This is a genomic window from Herminiimonas sp. NPDC097707, assembly GCF_044761395.1.
Classification (GTDB): Bacteria; Pseudomonadota; Gammaproteobacteria; order Burkholderiales; family Burkholderiaceae_D; genus Oxalicibacterium.
This window is the reverse complement of the sequence record NZ_JBIWCI010000001.1, coordinates 561579-586190: the sequence shown is the minus strand read 5'-3', so window position 1 is coordinate 586190 and position 24612 is coordinate 561579. Positions and strand designations below refer to the sequence as shown.

The 24612-nt window shown below is 52.1% G+C and carries 25 protein-coding genes and 2 tRNA genes; 5 read left to right on the top strand and 22 right to left on the bottom strand.

From position 1 onward, the window contains the following. Window positions 1-197 precede the first annotated feature (197 nt). Complete coding sequence (locus ACIQW9_RS02760) at window positions 198-659, bottom strand: nucleoside deaminase (protein ID WP_402332656.1); 462 nt, start codon at window positions 657-659, stop codon at window positions 198-200. Between the two features lie 91 nt (window positions 660-750). Further along, window positions 751-999 (bottom strand): hypothetical protein, encoded by a 249-nt coding sequence (locus ACIQW9_RS02755; RefSeq protein ID WP_402332653.1) that lies wholly within the window; start codon window positions 997-999, stop codon window positions 751-753. Between ACIQW9_RS02755 and ACIQW9_RS02750 the strand changes: the two genes are divergently transcribed. Beyond that, window positions 972-1048: transfer RNA gene (locus ACIQW9_RS02750), tRNA-Arg, on the top strand. The genes ACIQW9_RS02755 and ACIQW9_RS02750 overlap by 28 nt on opposite strands. A 101-nt stretch (window positions 1049-1149) precedes the next feature. Here ACIQW9_RS02750 and ACIQW9_RS02745 read toward each other — a convergent pair. The 7 genes from ACIQW9_RS02745 to ACIQW9_RS02715 form a co-directional block, all read right to left on the bottom strand. Beyond that, complete coding sequence (locus tag ACIQW9_RS02745; protein ID WP_011870687.1) at window positions 1150-1401, bottom strand: hypothetical protein; 252 nt, start codon at window positions 1399-1401, stop codon at window positions 1150-1152. A gap of 61 nt (window positions 1402-1462) precedes the next feature. Continuing rightward, a complete protein-coding gene (locus ACIQW9_RS02740; RefSeq protein WP_402332650.1) occupies window positions 1463-1618 on the bottom strand; it encodes a hypothetical protein in 156 nt (51 codons plus the stop codon). A 273-nt stretch (window positions 1619-1891) separates the two neighbouring features. Further along, window positions 1892-1968: transfer RNA gene (locus ACIQW9_RS02735), tRNA-Pro, on the bottom strand. A 76-nt stretch (window positions 1969-2044) separates the two neighbouring features. Further along, window positions 2045-3391 (bottom strand): phosphoglucosamine mutase, encoded by a 1347-nt coding sequence (glmM, locus tag ACIQW9_RS02730; protein ID WP_402332647.1) that lies wholly within the window; start codon window positions 3389-3391, stop codon window positions 2045-2047. A 16-nt stretch (window positions 3392-3407) separates the two neighbouring features. Further along, complete coding sequence (gene folP / locus ACIQW9_RS02725) at window positions 3408-4247, bottom strand: dihydropteroate synthase (RefSeq protein WP_402332644.1); 840 nt, start codon at window positions 4245-4247, stop codon at window positions 3408-3410. An 85-nt stretch (window positions 4248-4332) separates the two neighbouring features. Next, window positions 4333-6240: an ATP-dependent zinc metalloprotease FtsH gene (gene ftsH, locus ACIQW9_RS02720; RefSeq protein WP_402332641.1), complete on the bottom strand. Its 1908-nt coding sequence runs from the start codon at window positions 6238-6240 to the stop codon at window positions 4333-4335. A 126-nt stretch (window positions 6241-6366) separates the two neighbouring features. Further along, window positions 6367-7011 carry an RlmE family RNA methyltransferase gene (locus tag ACIQW9_RS02715; RefSeq protein ID WP_402332639.1) on the bottom strand — a complete coding sequence of 215 codons (645 nt, stop codon included), beginning with the start codon at window positions 7009-7011 and terminating at the stop codon, window positions 6367-6369. A 94-nt stretch (window positions 7012-7105) separates the two neighbouring features. Here ACIQW9_RS02715 and ACIQW9_RS02710 point away from each other — a divergent pair, with 94 nt between their 5' ends. Next, entirely contained in the window at window positions 7106-7576 is a 471-nt protein-coding gene (locus ACIQW9_RS02710) for a YhbY family RNA-binding protein (RefSeq protein WP_402332636.1), read from the top strand. 17 nt (window positions 7577-7593) lie between these two features. Here the strand turns inward: ACIQW9_RS02710 and ACIQW9_RS02705 are convergent, their stop codons facing one another. The 5 genes from ACIQW9_RS02705 to ACIQW9_RS02685 all read right to left on the bottom strand — a co-directional run bounded on the left by ACIQW9_RS02705 (window position 7594) and on the right by ACIQW9_RS02685 (window position 13694). Beyond that, on the bottom strand, window positions 7594-8049 hold the full coding sequence (locus ACIQW9_RS02705; protein WP_402332633.1) for a DUF4149 domain-containing protein: 456 nt from the start codon (window positions 8047-8049) through the stop codon (window positions 7594-7596). Beyond that, window positions 8049-8522, bottom strand: a complete 474-nt coding sequence (gene greA, locus ACIQW9_RS02700) for a transcription elongation factor GreA (RefSeq protein WP_011870679.1) — start codon at window positions 8520-8522, stop codon at window positions 8049-8051. Before greA ends, ACIQW9_RS02705 begins: the two co-directional genes overlap by 1 nt. A 101-nt stretch (window positions 8523-8623) precedes the next feature. Then, window positions 8624-11854, bottom strand: a complete 3231-nt coding sequence (gene carB, locus ACIQW9_RS02695; RefSeq protein ID WP_402332630.1) for a carbamoyl-phosphate synthase large subunit — start codon at window positions 11852-11854, stop codon at window positions 8624-8626. Beyond that, window positions 11847-13001 (bottom strand): glutamine-hydrolyzing carbamoyl-phosphate synthase small subunit, encoded by a 1155-nt coding sequence (gene carA, locus ACIQW9_RS02690; RefSeq protein WP_402332627.1) that lies wholly within the window; start codon window positions 12999-13001, stop codon window positions 11847-11849. Before carA ends, carB begins: the two co-directional genes overlap by 8 nt. A 285-nt stretch (window positions 13002-13286) precedes the next feature. Then, window positions 13287-13694, bottom strand: a complete 408-nt coding sequence (locus ACIQW9_RS02685) for a heme-binding protein (RefSeq protein WP_011870676.1) — start codon at window positions 13692-13694, stop codon at window positions 13287-13289. 277 nt (window positions 13695-13971) lie between these two features. Between ACIQW9_RS02685 and ACIQW9_RS02680 the strand changes: the two genes are divergently transcribed. Beyond that, window positions 13972-14346, top strand: a complete 375-nt coding sequence (locus ACIQW9_RS02680) for a hypothetical protein (protein ID WP_402332623.1) — start codon at window positions 13972-13974, stop codon at window positions 14344-14346. 91 nt (window positions 14347-14437) lie between these two features. Here the strand turns inward: ACIQW9_RS02680 and ACIQW9_RS02675 are convergent, their stop codons facing one another. Then, a complete protein-coding gene (locus ACIQW9_RS02675) occupies window positions 14438-15619 on the bottom strand; it encodes a response regulator (protein ID WP_402332620.1) in 1182 nt (393 codons plus the stop codon). A gap of 181 nt (window positions 15620-15800) precedes the next feature. Here ACIQW9_RS02675 and ACIQW9_RS02670 point away from each other — a divergent pair, with 181 nt between their 5' ends. Beyond that, complete coding sequence (locus ACIQW9_RS02670; protein ID WP_402332617.1) at window positions 15801-16268, top strand: C40 family peptidase; 468 nt, start codon at window positions 15801-15803, stop codon at window positions 16266-16268. A gap of 61 nt (window positions 16269-16329) precedes the next feature. On the opposite strand, the gene ACIQW9_RS02665 is transcribed toward ACIQW9_RS02670, so the two are convergent. Next, window positions 16330-17262, bottom strand: a complete 933-nt coding sequence (locus tag ACIQW9_RS02665) for a patatin-like phospholipase family protein (RefSeq protein ID WP_402332615.1) — start codon at window positions 17260-17262, stop codon at window positions 16330-16332. A 183-nt stretch (window positions 17263-17445) separates the two neighbouring features. On the opposite strand from ACIQW9_RS02665, the gene ACIQW9_RS02660 reads away from it, so the two are divergent. Beyond that, window positions 17446-18480, top strand: a complete 1035-nt coding sequence (locus ACIQW9_RS02660; RefSeq protein WP_402332613.1) for a Fe(3+) ABC transporter substrate-binding protein — start codon at window positions 17446-17448, stop codon at window positions 18478-18480. Between the two features lie 121 nt (window positions 18481-18601). On the opposite strand, the gene rfbD is transcribed toward ACIQW9_RS02660, so the two are convergent. From rfbD to ACIQW9_RS02630, 6 genes are read right to left on the bottom strand one after another with little or no spacing between them, the layout of a single operon-like run. Further along, on the bottom strand, window positions 18602-19483 hold the full coding sequence (gene rfbD, locus ACIQW9_RS02655; RefSeq protein WP_402332610.1) for a dTDP-4-dehydrorhamnose reductase: 882 nt from the start codon (window positions 19481-19483) through the stop codon (window positions 18602-18604). Then, on the bottom strand, window positions 19480-20025 hold the full coding sequence (gene rfbC, locus ACIQW9_RS02650) for a dTDP-4-dehydrorhamnose 3,5-epimerase (RefSeq protein ID WP_402332607.1): 546 nt from the start codon (window positions 20023-20025) through the stop codon (window positions 19480-19482). Before rfbC ends, rfbD begins: the two co-directional genes overlap by 4 nt. Before the next feature lie 2 nt (window positions 20026-20027). Continuing rightward, a complete protein-coding gene (gene rfbA, locus ACIQW9_RS02645) occupies window positions 20028-20942 on the bottom strand; it encodes a glucose-1-phosphate thymidylyltransferase RfbA (RefSeq protein WP_402332604.1) in 915 nt (304 codons plus the stop codon). Further along, window positions 20939-22030 carry a dTDP-glucose 4,6-dehydratase gene (gene rfbB / locus ACIQW9_RS02640; RefSeq protein ID WP_402332601.1) on the bottom strand — a complete coding sequence of 364 codons (1092 nt, stop codon included), beginning with the start codon at window positions 22028-22030 and terminating at the stop codon, window positions 20939-20941. The genes rfbA and rfbB overlap by 4 nt, the downstream gene beginning before the upstream one ends. A gap of 35 nt (window positions 22031-22065) precedes the next feature. Next, the gene (locus ACIQW9_RS02635; protein ID WP_402332598.1) at window positions 22066-24045 is read right to left on the bottom strand and encodes a polysaccharide biosynthesis protein; all 1980 of its coding nucleotides are present in this window, start codon (window positions 24043-24045) and stop codon (window positions 22066-22068) included. A 6-nt stretch (window positions 24046-24051) separates the two neighbouring features. Then, window positions 24052-24612: a sugar transferase gene (locus ACIQW9_RS02630; RefSeq protein ID WP_402332596.1), complete on the bottom strand. Its 561-nt coding sequence runs from the start codon at window positions 24610-24612 to the stop codon at window positions 24052-24054.

Sequence of the window (24612 nt, the reverse complement as noted above, 5' to 3'; positions counted from 1 at the left end):
TGTCAATGACTAACGCAAATACCCTGGAGAAGTGGCGACTGGAATAGCAAGCGTGCAATCCAGCAAATGTCGGCACCAATTTTCCATTACGCTAAGTAGCCGCCCTTCTCGAACATGGTCTTCTGCCAGATCTGCTGTCACCAAAGCCAGGCCTGCTCAATCCCGCATTGCGCTAAACAGATTCAGATTAAATCAACTTACGCACATTCGCCTTGCGCGCCATACAACTGCGCAGCAGTGATGCCGACATCGAGCCGTACAAGCGGCAAAGGTGGCGACAGCAGCGACAAGTTCAATGCTTGATAAGCCGCATCGCTGGAAAACCCATAAGGTGCCGCATCCTTATTGTCAAATGCGTAGTAGACAGCGTCCACACTAGTCAGGACCATGGCAGCCAGACACATAGGGCATGGGTGACCACTTGCATAGATCACGCTGCCTTTCAGGTTAGACCGTCCCAAGCGCTGGCTGGCGCTACGTATCGCTTCCATTTCTGCATGTGTCGTCGGATCGTGGCTATGCACAATATTATTGACACCGACTGCAATAACTTCATTATCGATCGCCAATACTGCGCCGAATGGCCGTCCGCCTCGCTCGCGATTTTCTTGCGCAAGTTGCACCGCCTGGTGCAACATTTTTTCGTGATGAGATGACATGGAAGCTCCTTTTTGATGCATTTTTTAATGCAGTTTTAATGCGGAATTTAAATTCTTGATGCCGTGCAAATATCAACCTGATATCTACACTTTATCCGGTGAAAAATTTCAAAGCATTGAATTTGATTGAAACGATGATTGCCCTACTCAAGATGCCAAGGCGATGCACATAATCGAGACGTAACATGCTTCTCACTGTCTGCAGCATTGAAACCTCACGGTAAAAAAGGCATAATGCAGCACCTTTGCGGCATACCGTCAGGCGCTCTTTGAGCAGTACAGCATTACTTTTCATGCCGCCGCAAACCGTTTCTGCCCATAGCTCAGTTGGATAGAGCATCAGCCTTCTAAGCTGAGGGTCGCAGGTTCGATTCCTGCTGGGCAGACCACCTCCTACTCGCACTCCGTATTTTTCGACTCTGCCTTGATTATTTTTGGCTGACTTTGATTCCACGTCGCAGAATAATACTGAGTGTCAAAACCCAAGCTTCTATTCTCTAAGCTCGTTCACCATTGCATATCCTTTGGCAAAACCCGCCGCCAAAGCCTCATTCGCAGAAATATAATCCGCATCGTCACCAGACTCTGCAGCCAGTTCGCTTTCTGCTGTCGCATCCACTCCCGGCTCGCAAATTCTGACCGTATAGTCCCATTTGTCTTTCACGCCCTCTTTTTGTAAAACCGTGACGTGAACTTCCATCCCCTTGTACTGTTCGGTGCTCCAGTTTTGCTGTTTTTCCATCACGCAGCCTCGATCGTTTTTACGTCAATTGAAATCATCAGACTCTTATGGAGACGGCAAATCAGGAAAGCGTGTGCTGTGGATTGTCCACTTCCGGATTAGGCGATGGAACCGGCTCTTCTTGTGGAACCGGATGCTCTCCCGGCAAAGGTTCTTCAACTGGCGCTGGCACTGGCGCCTTGTGGGCGCGGATCAGCACTGCTGGAGTGAATGACACACACGATGGTGGAACTGCCGTAGATAAGCTCATTGCATGCATGGTTTTCGTCCCGTTGAAATCAATACGATAACAATACCATGTCATTCATCCGGATTGCTGCATCGCCGCCGGACCACCGTTGCAACGAAGAATAAGTACCGTGAAATATCCATGCTTGCCAAAAGAAAGCAGATGAGCAACAAGCCGAATGCCCGTCATTGAGCATTGGAAATAATGGATAAAAATTCAGACAAAAAAAAGGACTAGCGATTAGGCTAGTCCTTTAAATTCTGGTCGGAGTACAAGGATTCGAACCTTGGACCCCCTGGTCCCAAACCAGGTGCGCTACCGGGCTGCGCTACACTCCGAAGAACGAAATAATACTTCAATATCCGACATCAGTCAACGACTAAAGTGAAATCGACATCAACATTTTGCAAAAACTTATACCGTTAATGTAGCGGCGATTCGGCGCGCCATTTTATCGGCCGTTTCACCATTCTTTGCTTCGACCATGACACGGATCAATGGCTCAGTTCCGGAAGCACGGATCAGGACGCGACCTTCATCGCCCAACTCTGCTTCAACCTGTTCTTTTTCAGCCAGCAAACCGGCATTCTTCTTCCAGTCGAAACCGGGCCTTACCTTTACATTGATCAACGTTTGCGGAAACATCGCGATATCCGCCGTCAATTGCGCCAGGGTCTTGCCGCTGCGTTTCAATGCAGACAGAATTTGCAGCGCAGAAATGATACCGTCGCCAGTCGTGTGCTTGTCCAGAAACAGCATATGGCCAGAACCTTCTCCGCCCAGCAACCAGCCGCGTTCCTGCAGGGCTTCCAGCACATAGCGGTCGCCGACATTGGCACGGACGAAGCCGATACCCATTTTCTTGAACGCCACTTCCAGCGCCATATTCGTCATCAACGTGCCGACCGCACCTGCAACAGTCTGCACACTCATGCGATCCTTGACCATGATGTAGAGCATCTCATCGCCAGTGAAAATACGGCCGGATGCATCGACCACGATCAAACGATCGGCGTCGCCATCGAGTGCAATTCCGATGTCTGCCTGGTTGGCGCGTACTGCTTCGACCAGAGCGGCCGGTGCCGTGGCGCCCACCTTATCGTTGATATTGAAGCCGCTAGGCTGATTGCCGATTGCCACGACCTCTGCACCCAGCTCGTGAAAAACATCGGGCGCGATATGGTAGGCCGCACCATGCGCGCAATCGACGACGATTTTCGTGCCGCGCAAATCCAGCTCATTCGGGAAAGTGCTTTTGCAGAATTCGATATAACGCCCGCGCGCATCGTCCAGACGTTTGACACGACCCAGCTTTTCCGATGCTACACATGACATAGGCACATCCAGTGCAGCCTCAATTTCCAGCTCAGTGGCATCAGCTAATTTATTGCCGGAAGCGGAAAAGAACTTGATGCCGTTATCGTCGTAAGGATTGTGCGAGGCAGAGATGACGACACCGGCAGACAGACGCAATGTGCGCGTCAGGTATGCCACAGCCGGCGTCGGTACAGGTCCGGCCAGCATGACGTCCACTCCGGCAGCGGAGAAACCTGCTTCCAGTGCCGCCTCCAGCATGTAACCGGAAATGCGCGTGTCCTTGCCTATCAATACCGTCGGCCGGCTGCCCGGTGTTTTGGTAGTTTCAAATTTGGTCAGTACGCTGCCGGCGGCATAGCCCAGGCGCATCACGAAGTCCGGGGTGATCGGAGAAACACCTACTTTGCCGCGTACACCATCGGTACCGAAATATTTTCTTGTCATTTTTAGTTTGAATTTGTTATTGGTTGATTGCGTGCCACACGGTCAATGCATCCACCGTTTCAGCGACATCATGCACGCGTACGATACGTGCACCTTGTGCGACACAGGCTAAAGCGCCTGCAAGACTGCCAGCCATACGCCGTTCGACAGGCTTCTCCAGCAATGCACCTATCATGGACTTGCGCGACAGACCGGCCAGCAAGGGCAGATCCAGTGTTGCCTGCAACTGTCCGATATTTTTCAGCAAGGCGATGTTATGCGCAAGCGATTTTCCAAAACCGAATCCCGGATCTATGCACAGGCGCTCCCGCGCAATGTTCATCTGCGCAATCGCCGCTATCCGTTCGCGTAAAAATGCGGTCACATCAGCCACCACATTTTCATATTCGGGTTTCAACTGCATGCTTTGCGGATCTTTTTGCATGTGCATGATGCACAGTGCGCAATCCGCATCGGCCACCGCTTCCAGCGCACCCGGCGCACGGAAACCGTTGACATCGTTAACCATGTCGACACCGGCTGCAATGGTTTGGCGCATCACTTCCGGTTTGTAGGTATCGATGGAAAGCGGCTTGCCGCAATCGCGCAACGCATACACCAGCGGCATCACGCGATCGAGTTCATTCTGCAATGACACTGTTTGCGAGCCGGGGCGCGTAGACTCGCCACCGATATCGATGATGTCCACGCCGGCTGCAATCATTTCCTCGGCATGCGAAATCGCCGCATCCAGAGCATGGTATTTGCCCGCATCGGAAAAAGAATCGGGCGTGACATTCAAGATGCCCATGACCAAAGGGCGCGAAGTTGCCGCCACGGGAAGGCTGTAACGCCCGCATTGCAAATGAGTTTGCATGATTCACTGAAAAAATAAAAAGGGCGAGGATTGCTCCTCACCCTGTATTAATACACTACCGCTGACCCCATGCGCGAAATACTTATTACGCGGCGGGCGCTGCCGGTGCATCCGGCGCGGTTGCATTTGGCGGAACGCCACTCGAAGGAGTATCAGACGTTGCACGCTTGACCGGGATGCCATATTTAGGCTGACGCGGCTCCCGTCCTTCCATGATGTCGTTGATCTGGTCGGAGTCGATGGTTTCCCAATCCAGCAGGGTCTTTGCCATCAACTCAACCTTGTCGCGATTGTCTTCGATCAACTTGCGCGACAACGCATATTGCGTATCCAGAATCGTGCGGATTTCCGTATCGACTTTTTGCTGCGTCGCTTCAGAAACGGTTTTTGCTGACGAACGTCCGAAATAGGCATCCTGCTCGGTATCTTCGTACACCATCGTACCCAGGCTTTCCGACATGCCGTAACGCGTCACCATCGCACGTGCCAGCTTGGTTGCACGTTCAAAGTCATTCGATGCACCGGTCGACATCTGGTGCATGAAAACCTCTTCCGCAATACGCCCGCCGAACAGGATTGAAATTTCTTCCAACATCTTGTCCTTGTACATATTGACGCGATCATGCTCAGGCAATTGCCAGGTCAAACCGAGTGCAAAACCACGCGGCATGATGGTGACCTTGTGCACTGGATCTGCTTTAGGCAAGAGCTTGGCAACGACTGCGTGACCGGACTCATGGTAAGCAGTATTGCGACGTTCTTCTTCGCGCATGACAGCCGACTTGCGTTCCGGGCCCATGACGATCTTGTCTTTCGCATCTTCGAAATCCTGCATCTCGACCAGACGCTTGTTGCGACGTGCAGCAAACAAGGCAGCTTCGTTGACCAGATTGGCCAGATCAGCGCCGGAGAAGCCTGGTGTACCGCGTGCCAGAATATCGGCTTTAACGTCAGTCGCGATAGGCACCTTGCGCATGTGCACCATCAAGATCTGTTCGCGACCACGAATGTCAGGCAAACCAACGATCACCTGTCGATCAAAACGACCTGGACGCAGCAATGCTTTATCCAGCACGTCAGCGCGGTTGGTTGCGGCGACCACGATCACGCCAGCGTTAGGCTCAAAACCGTCCATCTCGACCAGCATTTGATTCAGCGTTTGTTCACGCTCATCATTACCGCCGCCCATACCGGCGCCGCGATGACGGCCAACCGCATCGATTTCATCGATAAAGATGATGCAGGGAGCGTGTTTTTTTGCGTTATCGAACATGTCGCGTACGCGCGAGGCACCGACACCGACAAACATCTCGACGAAATCCGAACCTGAAATGGAAAAGAAAGGAACCTTGGCTTCACCCGCAATCGCACGTGCCAGCAAGGTTTTACCAGTACCTGGAGGCCCCACCAGCAACACGCCGCGTGGAATGCGTCCACCCAGTTTCTGGAAGCGGGTCGGATCGCGCAAAAACTCAACCAGTTCAGTCACTTCTTCTTTTGCCTCGTCACAACCGGCAACATCTGCAAAGGTCACGGTATTCGTCGTGTCATCCAGCAGACGCGCCTTGGACTTGCCGAACGAGAACGCCCCGCCCTTGCCGCCACCCTGCATCTGTCGCATGAAGAAGACCCAGACACCGATCAGCAACAGCATCGGGAACCAGGAAATGAAAATTTGCGAAAGGAAGGACTGCTCTTCCGGCTGCTTGACGTCGAACTTCACGCCATTGTTGACCAGATCGCCGATCAGACCGCGGTCCAGATAGGTGATCGCGGATTTGATTTTTTTGCCCTCGGTGGTAGTCGCAACAATCGTGCGATCTTCAATCGTGGCTTCTTTGATGCGCTTGCTTTTTACTTCGTCCAGGAAATCCGAATAGGGAATCGCCGTCGCCGCACCCGATACAGTACGGCCATCGAACTGCTTGAATACGGTGAAAAGTACCATCCCGATCACCACCCAGATGGCGGCCTTGGAAAACATGTTATTCACTAAAACTCCTTGGACGCGAAAAGCGCCTTTTTTACTAAAATGTAAGTTCGATTCTACTCGGAATCAGCAAGGCTTGCAGTATCTGATATATGGTTAAAGCCACTATAAACAAGAGTTAAGCTTTTGTTAAAGCGGATTTTTTAGCGTTTTTCCCAGTAAAAAAATTTCCGAAGATTTATCACGACTGGCTTTCGGTTTTTTCTGGGTAACAGTTTTGAATTCATGTCTGAATTTTTCGACGATTTCGTTAAAACCGGAACCATTGAAACACTTCACCAGCAAAGAACCGCTAGGTTTCATATGATGTTGTGCGAAATCGATGGCCAGTTCGATAATATCCATCATCCGGGCGGCATCTGCAACTGCAATGCCGGACAGATTGGGTGCCATATCCGATAACACAAGATCAACCTTGCGCCCGGCCAGCACCACCTCCAACTGCTCCAGCACATCCTGTTCGCGGAAATCGCCCTGAATATAATGGACGTCGGCAATCGGTTCCATCTCCAGCATATCCAGACCGATGATGATGCCATTGATGCCGCCACCCACGCTGCCTGAGAGTTTGTTGCGCACATATTGCGACCAGCTTCCCGGCGTGCAACCCAGATCGACGATGATTTGACCGGGCTTGATCAATTTTTCGCTTTCGTCGATTTCCTTCAACTTGTATACCGCACGTGCGCGATAGCCTTCTTTCTGCGCCAGCTTCACATACGGGTCGTTAATATGATCGTGCAGCCAGTTTTTGTTTAATTTCTTCTTTGCCATTCGCGTAGAATACTAGTTTTAAATACTGTGGGACAAAGTTTGTCAGGTTTGCAATCAGCGCCGCGATAAATTATCCCCGACACCACTGCCATATATGTTGAAACTTACTCCGGCCGAGCGCAGCTCCTTACGCGCTGAAGCGCATGCTCTCAGCCCTGTCGTCATTATCGGGGAAGCCGGCTTGACGCCTGGCGTCCTCAAGGAAATCGACGCCAGCCTCGACTCCCACGGTTTGATCAAGGTCCGCGTATTCGGCGACGACCGCGAAGCGCGCGTCGCCATCTACGACACCATCTGCGAAAAACTCGATACTGCGCCTATCCAGCACATCGGCAAATTGCTTGTGATCTATCGTCCCAAGAAAGAAGTAGTGAAAGAACGCAGCGAAACCCGTGGCAAGGGCATGCGCGAAGTCACCATCGTCAAACCAAGTCCTAGCGGCACCAAGCGTCCGTCAGTGACAAAAGTGATGGTAAAAGGGAATGAACGCGTGACGCAAGGCGGTTCGATCAAACGCGCCAAGCCGCGTCAAACCAGCCAAAAAAAATCGTCGCTCGGACGATAAAACCTGATCGTTAAACTTCAACGAAGTTTAACGATCAATGCAGCGCCAAACAGGCTCTGTATGACATACACCCCGGTCGAAATCCCATGCATGATGCCAAACTGTTTTTTGGCAGCGGCCAGCAATGCTGCGTCGGTAACGCTATGCAGAACCAGGCGCAACTCGGCTATGTAAGGTTGGACGCCGAAATAGCCGATCAAGGTACATGCGACCATACCGGCAATCAGCCACAACACGGTTTTCGATGTTTTCTCCTGCTCCTTGCGTGCTGCCTGAAACAGCAGTGCAAGCAAGGCGGCTGCGCAAAACATCGATAGCCATGCCGTCACACGAAACAGGTTGCCGGCGATCGTGCCGGCCAAAGCCCGATCGCTGAGAGTAGAGAACAAGGTCGGCGCAACGACAAAGCCCACGGCCCAGAGGGTTCCCACCCAGAAGGTCGCAATCAGCAGGCGTGCGCGCGACAGAAACATCAGATATACCGGACTTGCAGGACTTCGTATTCGCGGATGCCGGCTGGCGCTTCCACTGCCACGACATCGCCGACTGATTTGCCTATCATGGCGCGGGCAATCGGCGACGTGATGGAAACCTTCTTTTCCTTCAAGTCCGCTTCATCAATGCCGACGATTTGATACGTTACCTTGTCACCCGAATCCAGATCTTCCAGATCCACGGTAGCGGCAAACACAATGCGGCCATCAGCTTCCAGCGTGGTTGGATCGATAATCTGCGAAGTACCGAGCTTGCCTTCCAGATCGGCAATTCTTCCTTCGATAAAACTCTGTTTTTCCTTGGCGGCATCGTAATCTGCATTTTCAGACAGATCGCCTTGCGCACGCGCTTCGGCAATGGCATTAATAACCCATGGCCGTTCTTTAGTTTTCAGGCGATGCAATTCCTCTTTCATGAGGTTGGCACCGTGTGGAGTAATTGGTGTGGTCATAGCTTCCATCCGTAAAAGTGGAAAACCACAGAGGTCGCAGCTGACACCGATAATGGGTGCCGTCTGTGACCTCTGTGGTTAGGATCTAACTGTATATCGGCTTAGTGTAAGGTTTTATGCAGGCCTTGTAAATCATAGACGTGCAACTCGTCCAGATGGGCCATGCCTTCCACTGCTGCTTCGGCACCGGCGATCGTTGTGAACGTCGTGACGCGCGCTGCCAATGCTGAAGTGCGAATCGTGCGGGAGTCGATAATCGCACTGCGCTTTTCTTCCACCGTGTTAATGACCAGAGCAATTTCATTGTTCTTGATCATGTCGACAATATGCGGCCTGCCCTCTGCCACTTTGTTGACCGATGTCACTTCGATACCGGCAGCGCTGATTGCCGCTGCAGTACCCTTGGTAGCGACCACGGAGAAACCGATCTCGACCAGATCTTTGGCTACTTGAACCGCACGCGGCTTGTCGCTGGCCTTGACGCTCAGAAATACCTTGCCCGAACGCGGCAACTTGATGCTGGCACCGAGTTGCGATTTGACAAAGGCTTCGCCAAAGGTTTTACCTACGCCCATCACTTCACCGGTCGATTTCATTTCAGGTCCGAGAATGGTATCGACGCCCGGGAATTTGACGAACGGGAACACGGCTTCCTTGACGCTGAAGTATTCAGGAATAACTTCGTTGAAGATACCCTGGCTATCCAGCGATTGACCGACCATGCAACGTGCCGCGATCTTGGCGAGTTGCAAGCCGGTGGCTTTCGATACATACGGCACGGTACGCGAAGCGCGCGGATTGACTTCCAGCACAAACACGACATCCTGCAACTTGCCGTCGATTTCCTGTTTTTGAATGGCGAACTGTACATTCATCAGGCCGACAACGCTCAAGCCTTTGGCCATCAGCGAAGTCTGACGTTTCAGTTCGGCGATGGTTTCTTGCGATAACGAATACGGCGGCAGCGAACATGCGGAATCACCCGAGTGCACGCCGGCCTGTTCGATATGCTCCATCACGCCGCCGATGAAGGTACGTTCGCCGTCAGACAGGCAATCGACGTCTACTTCAATCGCGTCGTTCAGGAAGCGATCCAGCAATACCGGCGAATCGTGCGACACCTTGACCGCTTCACGCATATAACGTTCGAGATCACGCTGCTCATGCACGATTTCCATCGCGCGGCCACCGAGAACATACGATGGACGCACCACCAGCGGATAGCCGATTTCCTGCGCCAGACGTAATGCATCTTCTTCAGTACGTGCAGTACGGTTCGGCGGCTGACGTAATCCCAGATCGTTCAACAGCTTCTGGAAGCGCTCGCGATCTTCTGCCGCATCGATCATGTCCGGTGAGGTGCCGACGATAGGCACGCCATTGGCTTCCAGATCGAGCGCCAGTTTCAATGGAGTCTGGCCGCCATATTGCACGATCACGCCGTATGGTTTTTCCAGCGCGACGATTTCCAGCACATCTTCCAGCGTCAGTGGCTCAAAGTACAAACGATCGGACGTATCGTAATCGGTGGAAACGGTTTCCGGATTACAGTTGACCATGATGGTTTCGTAACCGTCTTCACGCAATGCCAGTGCAGCATGTACACAGCAATAATCGAATTCGATACCCTGGCCGATACGGTTAGGACCGCCGCCCAGCACCATGATCTTTTTCTTGTTGGTCGGCTGCGCTTCGCACTCTTCTTCGTACGTCGAATACATGTACGCAGTGTTGGTGGCAAATTCGCCAGCGCAAGTATCAACGCGCTTGTAGACCGGGCGAATATTCATCGCATGACGTTGTTCACGCACTGCCTTGTCGGTAGTCTTCAGCAATTTAGCCAGACGACGATCAGCAAAACCTTTTTGCTTCAACTTGAACAGCGTGTCTTTATCGATCGCGTTCAGGGATTGCGTGTCCAGCCACAGTTCGATATCGATGATTTCCTTGATTTGCGCAAGGAACCACGGATCGATGTGCGTCAAGCCATGCACTTCTTCCAGCGAGAAACCCTGTGCGAATGCGTCGCCAACGTACCAGATACGCTCCGGTCCAGGCTCGCCAAGTTCTTCTTCTATTGTTTCGCGGTCGGTGGTTTTTTCATTCATGCCATCGACGCCGACTTCCAGGCCGCGCAAGGCTTTCTGGAAGGATTCCTGGAAGGTACGACCAATCGCCATCACTTCGCCAACTGATTTCATTTGCGTGGTCAGGTGGCTGTCAGCTTGCGGGAATTTTTCAAACGCAAAGCGTGGAATCTTGGTAACGACGTAATCGATGGAAGGCTCGAACGATGCCGGGGTTGCACCACCGGTAATTTCATTGCGCAGCTCATCGAGTGTGAAGCCGACTGCCAGCTTGGCAGCGATCTTCGCGATCGGGAAACCGGTTGCCTTCGAGGCCAGCGCGGATGAACGCGATACGCGCGGATTCATCTCGATAATGATCATGCGGCCGTCTTCCGGATTGATCGCAAACTGCACGTTAGAGCCACCGGTATCGACACCGATTTCGCGCAGCACCGCGATCGATGCGTTACGCATGATCTGGTATTCCTTGTCAGTCAGCGTTTGCGCCGGCGCCACCGTGATCGAGTCACCGGTGTGGACGCCCATAGGATCCAGATTTTCGATCGAGCAGACGATGATGCAGTTGTCCGCCTTGTCGCGCACAACTTCCATTTCGAATTCTTTCCAGCCGATCAGCGATTCTTCAATCAGCAATTCGGACGTTGGCGACGCTTCCAGACCGCGTTTGCAAATCGCTTCGAATTCTTCCGCGTTGTAAGCAATACCGCCGCCACTACCACCCATCGTAAACGATGGGCGAATGATGGATGGAAAGCCGAGTTCCTTCTGCACTGCCCACGACTCTTCCAGTGTGTGCGCGACGCCGGAACGTGCGGAACCCAGACCGATCTTGGTCATCGCATCCTTGAACTTGGAGCGGTCTTCCGCCTTGTCGATCGCTTCCGGCGAAGCACCGATCAGTTCGCAACCGTACTTGGTCAACACACCGTTGTGATGCAGGTCCAGCGCGCAATTCAGCGCGGTCTGGCCACCCATCGTCGGCAGGATCGCGTCCGGACGTTCTTTATCGATAATGCGTTCGACTGCTTGCCAGGTAATCGGCTCGATATAAGTCACATCGGCCATTTCCGGATCGGTCATGATGGTCGCAGGATTGCTGTTGACCAGAATGACTTTGTAACCTTCTTCGCGCAGTGCTTTACATGCTTGGGCACCGGAATAGTCGAATTCGCAAGCCTGACCGATAACGATCGGGCCTGCGCCAATAATCAAAATACTTTTAATATCGCTGCGTTTAGGCATTTTTATTCTTCTCCATCATCGCCACAAAGCGATCAAACAAGGGGGCGATGTCATGCGGGCCTGGCGATGCTTCCGGGTGACCCTGGAAACAGAACGCCGGCTGGTCGGTACGCTCGAAACCCTGCAGCGAACCGTCAAATAATGAAACATGTGTCACGCGGCAATTGGCCGGCAAGGTCGCGGCATCGACTGCAAAACCGTGGTTTTGAGACGTGATCAACACTTTTTTGCTATCCAGATCCTGCACCGGATGATTGGCGCCGTGATGACCGAAACCCATCTTGAACGTTTTCGCACCGGATGCCAGCGCCATGATCTGGTGACCGAGACAGATACCGAACAGCGGAATGCCGCGTTCGATCAACTCTTTGGTCGCCGCAATGGCGTAATCGCACGGTTCCGGATCGCCGGGACCATTCGACAGGAAGATGCCATCCGGCTTCAGCGCCAAGGCTTCGGCGGCAGTCGCCTGTGCCGGCAGCACCGTCACCTTGCAGCCACGCTCGGCCAGCATGCGCAGGATATTGAATTTGACGCCGTAATCGTAAGCGACCACATGGTATTTAGGCGTGATCTGCTTGCCATAGCCTTTGCCGAGTTTCCATTCGGTTTCATTCCATGGATACGATGCTTTGGTCGATACCACTTTCGCCAGATCCAGACCAGCCAGACCGCCGAAGGTTTTGGCCAAGGCCAACGCTTTTTCAGCTGTAGCATCTTCGCCTGCCAGAATGGCACCGCTTTGCGCACCTTTTTCACGCAGGATACGTGTCAGCTTGCGAGTGTCGATGCCTGCAATACCGATGATATTTTCCGATTTCAGATAATCGGACAGTGTTTGCGTCGAACGGAAATTGGAAACCAGGATCGGCAGATCCTTGATGATCAAACCGGCCGCATGTATCTTGAACGATTCGACATCTTCGGCATTGACGCCGGTATTGCCGATGTGCGGATAAGTCAGGGTAACAAGCTGATTACTGTAGCTCGGATCGGTGAGGATTTCCTGATAACCGGTCATCGAGGTGTTGAAAACGACTTCACCGATCGTATGACCCGGCGCACCAATTGAAAAACCTTTGAAAATCGACCCGTCCGCTAGCGCTAGGATGGCCGGAACGGTAGGGCCGGAAAAGAATGGCGGCAAGGGGAAACTCCTGATGTTGTTACCGCCGTTGCGCTGCGCCAGATCGACCGCCGAAACCCGCGCAGCTTGCGCGCTTGCTGAACCGAGACTATGCGCTCGATCAAGGGGTTCTACTAGTCGTATTGAGACGATGGGAAATGGGTATGCGCTACAGCGGAGTAAAATTAGCTAAACCGCCGAATTATAGCGCAAAATGCCCTCGACTGGCAACCTGATCGGCTCCTGCGAGGGCATTTACATGACGGATGCCTGCAATGTCAGCCCGGCAAAACCAGGCCGGCAATATCAGGCGCCAATCGCAATCAGGCCAGCTTTGGCAATTTGCACGTCTTCAGTCGATTTCACACCCGATACGCCGACAGCGCCCAGACATTGGCCGTTGATGATGACAGGTACGCCACCCTCCAGCATGCCTTCCAGCGTCGGCGCAGTCATGAACGAGAAGCGACCGTTATTGATGATGTCTTCATAAACCTTGGATTCACGGCGACCCAATGCGGCCGTCTTTGCCTTGGCCGGCGCGATATGGGATGAAATCGGTGCGGCACCATCCATGCGTTGCAACCACAGCAAATGCCCGCCATCATCCACGATGGCAATCGTGACATTCCATTTATTCAACGTCGCTTCGGTCTCTGCTGCTGCCGCAATTTTTTTTACATCTTCAAGCGTCAATATTTGTTTTGATTGCATGGGAACTCCTCTGAAAGAAAAATGTATTGTAAGGCATCGTTGTTTTTATCGGGAGTAACTACAATTTCCAATAAATTAACTTAAATTAACTTTTCTATTTAGCAAGTCGGCGTATATTTAGTAATGCCTACAAATCTTGCCGCGTACCATTTCGGTGTGCCTGGGATCAAAGGCAAATGTACCTACGAAGCCTGATGTAATTTTTTGTTATTGGATGGCAACATTCATAAAAGGTTGACGTAACCATATTGTCCTTTTGCAGCAGAAAGGAAAAGATATGTTCTTCAAACGCGATGTGACACCTCATCTACCACCCCCTCGTGAAGCTGAAAAAAAGCCCAGGCAGGAAAATGTCGGCAAAAAATCAACGCCGCATGTTGAAAACATTCTTTTGCACTCCCCTTTATATCGATTTAAACGCGACGTATTGAGTCTGGTTGCCAAGATGAATCAAGGAGTGCCGAACCTGGATTGCGAAATGCTGAAAAAGCAAACCATGTTTATACAATCCCAGTTGCTGCATAGTTTGACCAATGACCCGACCGTGCCGGGAAATTTCAAAATCATGCTGATGGAATATCATGCAAAAAGCGTCAGGGCAACGTTGATCGACCGTCGCGGCGAACATTTACGGCACGAATCTGAAAAATAGCTTTAATCGATGCCAATGACTCTGGCGTAACTTGCTCATTAACAAAATTGATGGATTCGTATCAAACACCTGGAAAACCTTGATGAAGGTTCTAGACCTTGTGTTGCTTCAACAGCAAATCCACCAGAGGCTGCAATTCGCCAGACATCTTGCCTATATGCGCCAGCACCTCGGCTTCCCGCCCCTCTTTAATCCAGCGGAGCAAGGTAGCCAGATCCATCGACAAATCGGCCTCACTGTTTGACGCTACCGAAGCGGCAACAGGAAGCTGCATATCCGGCAAATGCCCGCCTTGTTCCAATAACGCTTCTTCCTGCGCGCCGATTACCCCGGTAATCGCATTTTGCAAGCCCAGCAAGGCGCGTTTTTTTGCCACCACCATCATGGCGTCCAGCGTTCCTGTAGTCGCTGCAGTTTCTTCGGCGTATTCACTGATCGAAACAACGCCACAACTCGCAATCAGGGCCATCTGCCCATCCTTGATCAGGTTGGCATGTGCAATCGCGCGGCAAACGCGCTCGGCAAAATGGCGGGCGGAATCGAAATGTATGCTGCCGGTGGCAATCGTGAACTCGATTTCTCCGGTACGCGCAACGCAATCGGTTTGTCGCACCGTGCGATGCAAAAGCTGGCCGATGGCATTGATGATGCTGTGCGGCGGCAACGACGGATAGCCTTCCAGCTCAAGATGCTTGAGGCCTATGCACGCATTCAACACGACAAAATTCCTGTGCTGGCGTACTGCGCTGGCGCGCATCCCCTCTGCCTGTACGGTCCATGCATCCGGCGACAGCAGGGCTATGTGATGATTGCTGTCGACTTGCTGGGCCAATGCTTCCAGACCGCGCTCAAACTCGTTCTGGGTGCTGACCAGTTTTGAAAGAATATCCAGTCGTGACAAAAGCTGTCCGGTGCCTATGCCCTTGGTGATCAGGTCAGTGGCACCCGCCGCCTTGGCCCGATCGCGTTCGGCCTGCTCGTCGCTACCCGAGACAACCACAACCGGCATCGTGCGTATGCGACCTATTTTTGACGAACGTATGCGTTTCAGGAGTCCATAGCCGTCGAGCTTGGGCATGGTCAGGTCCGAGATCACGACGCGGATGCTGGGATCAATCAGCAACATTTCCCAGGCCTGCTCGCCATCCAGCGCTTCACGGAATTCAAACATGCCTTCAATGTGCTTGATCAGGGTCGCACGCACGATGCGGGAATCGTCGGCAATCAAAATACGCGGCTTCAACGAAATATCGCGATACGAATCATTCAGCATGCAAATTAGCCCTTTTCAATGTTGGTAACAGCATAACGCCAGCCAATAAATTTTGACAGCACTTCCAGATTGCCTTACATTCCCTCAGTCCCATTGAATGAAATTGCAATTAATGACATTTTTTCAACGACCTCTACTCACGTTCAAATTAGCGTGCTCAGCCATATTCGCGCTCAGCTTGATGGCGACTTCGGCCGCTTGGAGTAGTGATCTACTCATACAGGAAACCGACAAGCCGATCAGCAAATTGCAGGATTTGACACATCGCGCTTCAGAACTGGCCTTGCAGGCCATGGGCATGCTGGGTATACGCTACAAGTACGGCGGCTCCACGCCGGAAAACGGTCTTGATTGCAGCGGCCTGGTTCAGCATATATTCAAGGAAGCCTGGGGCAAGGACTTGCCGCGCACCTCGGTGGAAATCAGCCGGGTCGGCGAGCATATCGATAAAAAAGATCTGCAGCCCGGCGATCTGGTTTTTTACAATACTCTGAAACGCGGCTTTTCCCATGTTGGCATCTACCTGGGCGATCGAAAATTCATCCATGCGCCCTCCCCCGGCGGCCAGGTAAGAATTGAAAGCATGGATGTCGCATACTGGAAAAAACGCTTTAACGGCGGCCGCCGCATCAGCGATCAGGATCAGTAAGCATTTTTCTGCACACAAATAAAAACCGCACTGAATCGTGCGGTTTTTTTTCATCTGCCATTTACCGTTCACGTCTGATTTTGAGTTTGCGCTTGATCTCGGGCATCAGCGCCATCGCCGCCTGTTCGCCGGCCAGCACCGCCAGATTGCGGCCGTTGAAATCGTTGCCTTTCATCATGCCGAGTCCGGGGCGAATTACGATATCGGCATCCTTCAATTCATAATTGTTGATGCTTTGTCCCATGATGGCAAAGGTTTGCAGCAGTACATCGACCGAACTGGAAGCAAGTTGCGCCTCCGGCTGCACCGAAATATTCACGGCGATAATGAAATCCGCCCCCATTTCACGCGCAAAATGCACCGGCACCGGCGCCACCAGACCGCCGTCAACATACATGCGCTCGCCTATCTTCACCGGCTGAAAAAGTCCGGGAACTGCCGATGAGGCACGCACAGCCAATCCGGTATTGCCGCGCTGGAAAAGAATCGGAAGACCGGTATTCAAATCCGTAGCCACTGCAGCAAACGGGATTTTCATTTTCTCGATGGTGACATTGCGCACCGATTTATTGACGTAATTCTGCAGCGCATCGCCTTTCAATACGCCGCTCGATTTGGCAAAGAAAGGCACCGACCAGTCAGAGATGGCGGCCTCATCCATTGCCAGCGCCATTTTATGCAAGGCAAACCCATTGTTGCCAGCCGCATACAAAGCGCCGACCAGACTGCCTGCGCTCGTGCCGACCACCATGTCCGGCACTATTCCTTGCGATTCCAGAGCCTTGATTACCCCTATATGCGCAAACCCGCGCGCTGCGCCGCCGCCCAGTACCAGCGCGATTTTGATCGGCGCTCCGGATTTTGCCGGCACCACCGCTGGCACGGCCGGTTCCGATGTGAATGGCATGAGTGTGGAACAACCTGCAATCGATAATGCAATGCATGACAGGATGACGCTGGAAAAACGGGATAGGGAGTGGGAGATACGGGACATGGGAAAAAGCGCTAATTTGCAAAGTACGAAGGTTACCTTTTTTTGGCAGGTGCGTTTGAAATGACGAAAATTACATCCGTGTTTCATCATGCACCAATCTCCAATTGAGAATAATTTGCATTTAGGTGGGTGATCACTATATACTTTCTCAAGTTAAAAAATCATTAAATCATAAGGAAAAACATGAGATTTCCCATCGCATCTCTTCTTGCCATGATCACTTTGTCAGCATCGGCAGTACAGGCTCAAGACAAGGAATTGAATCTGTACTCCGCCCGCCATTACCAGACAGACGAAATCCTGTATGCCAATTTCACCAAGCAAACGGGCATCAAGATCAATCGCATCGAAGCGGACGACAATGCGCTATTTGAACGCCTTAAAAATGAAGGCAAAAACAGTCCGGCCGATGTCATCGTGATGGTCGATGCTGCACGCATCTGGCGCGCCGAAATTGAAGGTTTTTTCCAGCCGGTGCAATCGAAAATCCTGAATGCACGCATTCCGGCCAATCTGCGCGGCAAGGACGATGGCAAGGGACCGGAATGGTTCGGTTTCTCGACACGTGCACGCGTGATCGTCTATAACAAGGACAAGGTCAACCCTGCCGATGTCGCAACCTATGAATCGCTGGCCAATCCTGTCAACAAGGGCAAGGTCTGTACCCGTTCCGGTTCCCATCCTTACAATCTGTCGCTGATCGGTTCGATGATAGAACGCGATGGTGAAAAAGCGACGGAACAATGGGCCAAAGGCATGGTGGCCAATTTTTCCCGCCCTCCACGCGGTGGCGATACCGATCAGATCAAGGGCGTCGCTTCCGGTGAATGCGGTGTAGCGATTGCCAATTCCTACTATTACGTACGCCTGCTGCGTTCGACCAAGCCGGAAGATATCGCAGCAATGAAAAACGTCGGCTTCATCTGGCCGAATGCACAAACCAGCGGCACGCATTTCAACATTGCCGGTGGCGGTGTTGCGAAGAATGCTCCGCATCGCGAAGCTGCCGTGAAGTTCCTGGAATATCTGGCCAGCGACGAAGCGCAAGGTTACTTTGCAGAAGGCAATAACGAATGGCCAGCAGTGGCAAAAACCCCGGTGAAAAATCCTGCTCTAGCCGCACTCGGAAAGTTCAAGATGGAAAATGTTTCTGTTGCTGCCATCGGCAAAAACCAGATTGCGGCACAGCGTATTCTGGATCGGGTCGGCTACAAGTAAGCACATAGCGAAGGCTCGTTTCCTGAGCCTTAAAACATCAAAGGCTGCTGTTGCTCACGTACATCGTGATCAACAGCAGCCTTTATCTATTAGGTAAGCGATTCGGCTTATTCGACCGTTCTCAATCCACACACAGCTTCAATGCCGCATCCCACTCCGGCAAACTGCAAAACGTCTGCATGAAACGCTGCGAAGACAGTACCGAATTTTGCGGGCGTTTGGCTGGCAATGGATAATCCTGCGTCGCGATCGGCGTGACCTTGGGCTGTTTCAAGCCTGACGAATGCGCGATGATAGCCTGCGTGAAACCGTGCCAGCTCGTTCGACCTTGCGCAGTCACATGATACAAACCTGAATGTGCCGACCAGGCAGCGTGATCAATGTTGGCCTGCGTACCGCCGCCCTGCAATTGACAAATCGCATGCGCAGTCACTTCAGCCAGTGTGCGAGACCAGGTCGGCGCACCAAACTGATCGGCCACGATGCGTAATTCATCGCGTTCCTGCGCCAGACGCTGTACCGTCAGTAAAAAATTCTTCCCACGCAAACCGTAGATCCAGCTGGTGCGCAAAATCAGATGCGGAATTCCTGCTGCCTGTATGGCCTGTTCGCCGGCCAGCTTGCTGCGGCCGTAGACACTTTGCGGATGTGGTACATCCTCTTCCGTATAGCTTTCCGCCTTCTCGCCATCGAAAACGTAATCCGTCGAATAATGAATCATCGCCGCGCCCAGCTTCTTCGCTTCGGCAGCCATCACGCCCGGCGCATCGGCATTGATGCGCATCGCAAGATCGGGAGCGCTTTCGGCCAGATCAACCGCCGTATAAGCGGCCGGATTGATGATGAGTTGTGGCTTGACGCTACGGATGACGTCGCGCACCTGATCCAGATTCGCCAGATCCATCTGCTGCCGATCAAGCGCAACGATTTCGCCCAAACCTTGCAGCGTGCGTTCCAGTTCGTAACCGACCTGGCCGGTTTTTCCTGTAAGCAGGATCTTCAAGCGAAAACCTCGGCATCGGCGAGCAACATACCGTTTTGATCCTTACCCGACAAAATCGGATTGCCAGTGATCGGCCATTCTATGCCGATGGCAGGATCGTTCCAGGCGATGCAACGCTCATATTCTGGCGCCCAATAATCCGTCGTTTTGTACAAAAATTCAGCCGAATCGCTGGTCACGACAAAACCATGCGCAAAGCCTTCCGGTATCCACATCTGGCGCTTGTTCTCGGCAGACAGCACGGCACCCACCCACAAACCGAAAGTCGGCGAGCTTTTACGGATATCGACGGCGACATCGAAGACTTCTCCTGACACCACGCGCACCAGTTTTCCCTGCGGCTGTTGTATCTGGTAATGCAGACCGCGCAATACCCCACGCGCAGACTTGGAGTGATTGTCCTGTACAAACTCAACCGTTTTGCCAACGGCTGCAGCAAAACGCTGTTCATTGAAACTCTCGAAGAAAAACCCTCTATCGTCGCCGAACACTTTCGGTTCGATCAACAGCACATCAGGAATCGCCATACTCACAACATTCATAATCAAAATACTTTATCGTCAAGTATGCGCATCAGATAACGACCATAGCCATTCTTCTTCAGTGGTTCTGCAAGCTGTTCCAGTTTCGCGGCATCGATATAACCCTTGCGAAACGCAATCTCTTCCGGACAGGCGACTTTCAGGCCCTGACGATTTTCGATCGTCGCAATGAACTGCCCAGCTTCCAGCAATGACTCGTGCGTGCCGGTATCCAGCCACGCCATGCCGCGCCCCATCAATTCGACATTCAACTCGCCGCGCGCCAGATAGGTGCGATTGACATCGGTAATTTCCAGTTCGCCACGCGCAGACGGTTTGATGGAAGCAGCAATATCACATACCTGATTGTCGTAGAAGTACAAGCCGGTTACCGCGTAATTTGATTTCGGTATCAGCGGTTTTTCTTCGATGCTGACCGCACGGCGCTCCTTGTCAAATTCAACTACGCCGTAACGCTCAGGATCTTGTACGTGATAGGCAAAGACCGTCGATCCGCTCGTCCGCTCAGACGCCTGCCGCAACTGCTGATCAAACGCGTGACCATAATAAATATTGTCACCCAATATCAATGCGGATGGACCATTGTCGATAAAGCTGCGCCCAATGATGAATGCCTGCGCCAAACCATCCGGCGAAGGCTGCACCGCATAAGTCAAATTGATGCCCCACTGGCTGCCATCACCCAGCAGCTCCTGAAAGCGCGGCGTGTCCTGCGGTGTAGAGATCAGCAGAATATCGCGTATGCCCGCCAGCATCAGCGTCGTCAGCGGGTAATAGATCATCGGCTTGTCGTACACCGGCAGCAATTGCTTGGAAACCGATATCGTGACCGGATACAGGCGCGTGCCCGATCCTCCGGCGAGAATGATGCCCTTGCGTATTGAATTATGGGCTGGAGTGGCGAGCGGCTGCGTCATGCTGTTTCCTGTGCGTCCGAAGATGATTTGCGCTGCTTGTAATTTTTATCCAGCCACTTCATGTAGTCGCCGGACTGTACATCACGCACCCATGCCTGATTGTCGAGATACCATTGCACGGTTTTCCTGATACCGCTGTCGAAGGTCTCGGCAGGTTTCCAGCCAAGCTCACGTTCTATCTTGCGCGCATCAATCGCATAACGGCGATCATGGCCAGGCCTATCGGTGACATAAGTAATCTGTTTCCGATAACTGCTGCCCGCAGCATTCGGCTGCAATGCATCCAGCATATCGCACAGGGTATGCACGACATCCAGATTGGCCTTCTCGTTCCAGCCGCCGATATTGTAGGTTTCTCCCGGCTTGCCGGCTTGCAGCACACGACGAATCGCGGTGCAGTGATCGCCGACATACAGCCAGTCGCGAATTTGCTGTCCATCGCCATAAATAGGCAAAGGTTTTCCAGCAAGTGCATTGGCGATGATCAGGGGAATCAGTTTTTCCGGGAAATGGTACGGACCATAATTGTTCGAGCAATTCGTGGTCAGTGTCGGCAAGCCGTAGGTGTGATGATAGGAACGCACCAGATGGTCGGACGCTGCTTTCGATGCCGAATAAGGACTGTTCGGTGCATATGAAGTCGTCTCGGAAAACGGTGCATCGTCAGGGCCCAGCGTGCCATACACTTCATCGGTGGAAACGTGCAGGAAGCGAAATTTCTCTTTCTCTGCGTCCGCCAGTTGCGACCAGTAAGTGCGGGCCGCCTCCAGCAGGCTGAAAGTGCCATTGATATTGGTGCGTACGAATTCTACCGGGCCATGGATGGAACGATCGACATGGCTTTCCGCAGCGAAATGCACGATGGCAGTCGGCTTGTATGTGCTGAGCAATTCCTGCATTTTTTCGCTGTCGCAAATATCCGCGTGCACAAATATATGTCGCGTGTCGTCACGCAGCGAAGCCAGATTATTCAGATTGCCGGCATAAGTCAGCTTGTCGACATTCACCACCGGCTCATCGCTCTGCGCCAGCCAGTCGAGCACAAAATTCGAACCGATAAAACCAGCGCCGCCCGTCACTAAAATCATCCCATCTTCCTATTTATGAGTAAGCATGCAGAGCACTACGGGCTCACCTGTCGCAATCCAGGCTTGACTATGGGCGTATCAGATTCCAATTGTCGTAACAGATCATCACCGGCTCCCGAAGCACCGTTCTTTTCCAGCCAAAGCAAATCTTCTATTCCGCATTGCGGAGCATATTCGCTTACGATACGCTGCAACATGGTGCGTACTTGAGCGTAATCGAACTGCTCACAAGCCTGCTTCAGCTCCAATAGCAATGTCTGCAACTCAGTCCATGGAATTTCGTTTTCCTGTGCACGCATGATCAAGGGATGCTGCGTGCCTTCGACGTTAGAGCCGATCAGTAACTCTTCATACAATTTTTCGCCCGGACGAAGACCGACATGCCTGATCTCGATCGCATCGCTGGATTCATTGGATGCGCTACGCACCTCCAGCCCGCTGAGATGCACCATGCGGGTGGCAAGATCAAGAATCTTGACAGGTTCACCCATATCCAACACGAATACATCGCCGCCCTCGCCCATAGCACCTGCCTGCAATACCAGTTGCGCCGCTTCCGGTATAGTCATGAAGTAACGGGTAATCTCAGGATGAGTCAAGGTAATCGGCCCACCTGCCATGATCTGCTTGCGAAAAAGCGGAACCACGGAACCCGATGAGCCCAAGACATTACCAAAACGCACCATGCAAAACCGTGTCTGGTTCTGCGCACGCGACAGTCCCTGCAAAATAAGCTCCGACAGACGCTTGGTCGTTCCCATCACATTAGTGGGACGGACTGCCTTGTCGGTAGAAATCAGTACAAAACACGCGACTTTCGCAGCAATCGCAGCTTGCGCCAACGTCATGGTGCCAAATGCATTATTGCGTATGCCTTGAATCGGATTGTGCTCAACCAGCGGAACATGTTTGTACGCCGCCGCGTGATAGATGGTATCGACTGCAAAGGTACGCAAAATGCGTTCGCATTTTTCCTCATCCAGCACCGAACCGAGAAAAGGTAGTAACTTCACATTGTCATGATGGGCTTGTTCTATTCCCCGCAAATCCTGCTCGATCGAGTACAGCGCAAACTCTGATATATCCAGTAACAACAGACGCTTGGGTTTCAAACGAATGATCTGGCGACATAATTCCGATCCTATCGAGCCGCCAGCCCCCGTCACCAATACGGTTTTCCCGGTGATACAGGTAGTCAGCAATTGCGCATTCGGCTCTACCGTATCGCGGCCCAATAAATCCTCAATTTCAATATCGCGTATATCCTGCACCCGCAATTCACCGTTAATCAGACTCGTAATCGGCGGCGTCACCTTGATCTTGATCTTGAGCGGCTCCAGTCTTTCAAGAATGATTTTCTGCTCTGCCTTGCGCAAGGATGGCATCGCCAGCAAAATTTCCTGCACCTGCTTATCAGCAACCAATCTAGGCAGGCAATCCGGCGCCCATACTTTTACACCGGCAATCGTTGCTCCCTGCAATTCCTTTTTATCGTCAAGCAAAGCGACGGGAAGGTATGCACTCCCTGCACGCAATGCACTGGCCAACTGCATCCCCGAATGCCCGGCCCCATAAATAGCGACGCGTATTGCACCGCTTTTATCATTCGTCCGCAGCAGATAACCGCGCGCCATGAAACGACTGGCGACGACATACAGAATGGCGCTAACCCAGTAGATGCCAAAAACCCCGCGCGACAGGGTGACAGTGTGTGTAAAGGTCGCCAACGCCGCCATGCAAATGACAGACAGCGTTACCCCCAGCACAACCACATAGACGATTTTTTGATCGATAAAGCGGATCACCGCGCGATAAAGACCGAGTCGAAGAAAAATAGGAATGGAAATCAGCGGTGCCGCGACTATCATCCAGAAATACATCTGGAATAACTGCGGCGTACTGCTGTCGTAACGCAGCAATACCGACAGATAAAAAGTCAGTGGCAACAAAAGCAGATCGGCCGTCGCAGCGATCAGCTGTTTTTGAAAACGTGGTAATTCGAGAAAGGGCTTCATCTTGGCTCAGTGGGTAATGCCGTCTTTTTTTAGCACTTTAAGAAATGTAAAAAATATGATTTTCAGATCGAACCAAAAGGATTGTCGCTGCATGTATTCCACATCCAGTTGTACCTTCTCCGGAATCGGCAGTTCATCACGTCCATTAATCTGCGCCCAACCTGTCAAACCAGGAGTCATTTTATCAACGCCATAATGGGTACGCAGCGCTATCAGATCATCCTGATTAAACAAAGCTGGACGCGGACCGACGAAGCTCATATCTCCACAGAGAATACTCCATAACTGGGGTAATTCATCCAGACTTGAGCGGCGCAAAAAGGAGCCGATCGGAGTCAGGAACTTGTCAGCATCTGATAGCAAATGCGTTGCTACTGCTGGTGTATCCACACGCATCGTTCGGAACTTCGGCATCTTAAATAATTTGTTATTTTTCCCGATACGGTCTGACCAATATATAACCGACCCCGATGAAGTAAATCGAACGAGTAGCGCGATCAACAACATAGGCATACATAATATAGCCGCGATAACGACAGCCAGAGAAAAATCGAAAAATCGCTTCAT

Excerpts from the sequence above, each read along its gene's own strand:
- ACIQW9_RS02715 (WP_402332639.1), bottom strand. The coding sequence starts at position 7,011 with ATGGCAAAGAAGAAATTAAACAAAAACTGGCTGCACGATCATATTAAC.
- rfbB (WP_402332601.1), bottom strand. The coding sequence starts at position 22,030 with ATGATTTTAGTGACGGGCGGCGCTGGTTTTATCGGTTCGAATTTTGTG.
- ACIQW9_RS02675 (WP_402332620.1), bottom strand. The coding sequence starts at position 15,619 with ATGCTGAATGATTCGTATCGCGATATTTCGTTGAAGCCGCGTATTTTG.
- greA (WP_011870679.1), bottom strand. The coding sequence starts at position 8,522 with ATGACCACACCAATTACTCCACACGGTGCCAACCTCATGAAAGAGGAA.
- ACIQW9_RS02760 (WP_402332656.1), bottom strand. The coding sequence starts at position 659 with ATGTCATCTCATCACGAAAAAATGTTGCACCAGGCGGTGCAACTTGCG.
- ACIQW9_RS02630 (WP_402332596.1), bottom strand. The coding sequence starts at position 24,612 with ATGAAGCGATTTTTCGATTTTTCTCTGGCTGTCGTTATCGCGGCTATA.
- ACIQW9_RS02635 (WP_402332598.1), bottom strand. The coding sequence starts at position 24,045 with ATGAAGCCCTTTCTCGAATTACCACGTTTTCAAAAACAGCTGATCGCT.
- ACIQW9_RS02755 (WP_402332653.1), bottom strand. The coding sequence starts at position 999 with ATGCTCTATCCAACTGAGCTATGGGCAGAAACGGTTTGCGGCGGCATG.
- ACIQW9_RS02685 (WP_011870676.1), bottom strand. The coding sequence starts at position 13,694 with ATGCAATCAAAACAAATATTGACGCTTGAAGATGTAAAAAAAATTGCG.
- ACIQW9_RS02745 (WP_011870687.1), bottom strand. The coding sequence starts at position 1,401 with ATGGAAAAACAGCAAAACTGGAGCACCGAACAGTACAAGGGGATGGAA.
- folP (WP_402332644.1), bottom strand. The coding sequence starts at position 4,247 with ATGCAAACTCATTTGCAATGCGGGCGTTACAGCCTTCCCGTGGCGGCA.
- carB (WP_402332630.1), bottom strand. The coding sequence starts at position 11,854 with ATGCCTAAACGCAGCGATATTAAAAGTATTTTGATTATTGGCGCAGGC.
- ACIQW9_RS02705 (WP_402332633.1), bottom strand. The coding sequence starts at position 8,049 with ATGTTTCTGTCGCGCGCACGCCTGCTGATTGCGACCTTCTGGGTGGGA.
- rfbA (WP_402332604.1), bottom strand. The coding sequence starts at position 20,942 with ATGACGCAGCCGCTCGCCACTCCAGCCCATAATTCAATACGCAAGGGC.
- ACIQW9_RS02710 (WP_402332636.1), top strand. The coding sequence starts at position 7,106 with ATGTTGAAACTTACTCCGGCCGAGCGCAGCTCCTTACGCGCTGAAGCG.
- ACIQW9_RS02680 (WP_402332623.1), top strand. The coding sequence starts at position 13,972 with ATGTTCTTCAAACGCGATGTGACACCTCATCTACCACCCCCTCGTGAA.
- ACIQW9_RS02665 (WP_402332615.1), bottom strand. The coding sequence starts at position 17,262 with ATGTCCCGTATCTCCCACTCCCTATCCCGTTTTTCCAGCGTCATCCTG.
- ACIQW9_RS02660 (WP_402332613.1), top strand. The coding sequence starts at position 17,446 with ATGAGATTTCCCATCGCATCTCTTCTTGCCATGATCACTTTGTCAGCA.
- rfbC (WP_402332607.1), bottom strand. The coding sequence starts at position 20,025 with ATGAATGTTGTGAGTATGGCGATTCCTGATGTGCTGTTGATCGAACCG.
- glmM (WP_402332647.1), bottom strand. The coding sequence starts at position 3,391 with ATGACAAGAAAATATTTCGGTACCGATGGTGTACGCGGCAAAGTAGGT.
- ACIQW9_RS02670 (WP_402332617.1), top strand. The coding sequence starts at position 15,801 with ATGGCGACTTCGGCCGCTTGGAGTAGTGATCTACTCATACAGGAAACC.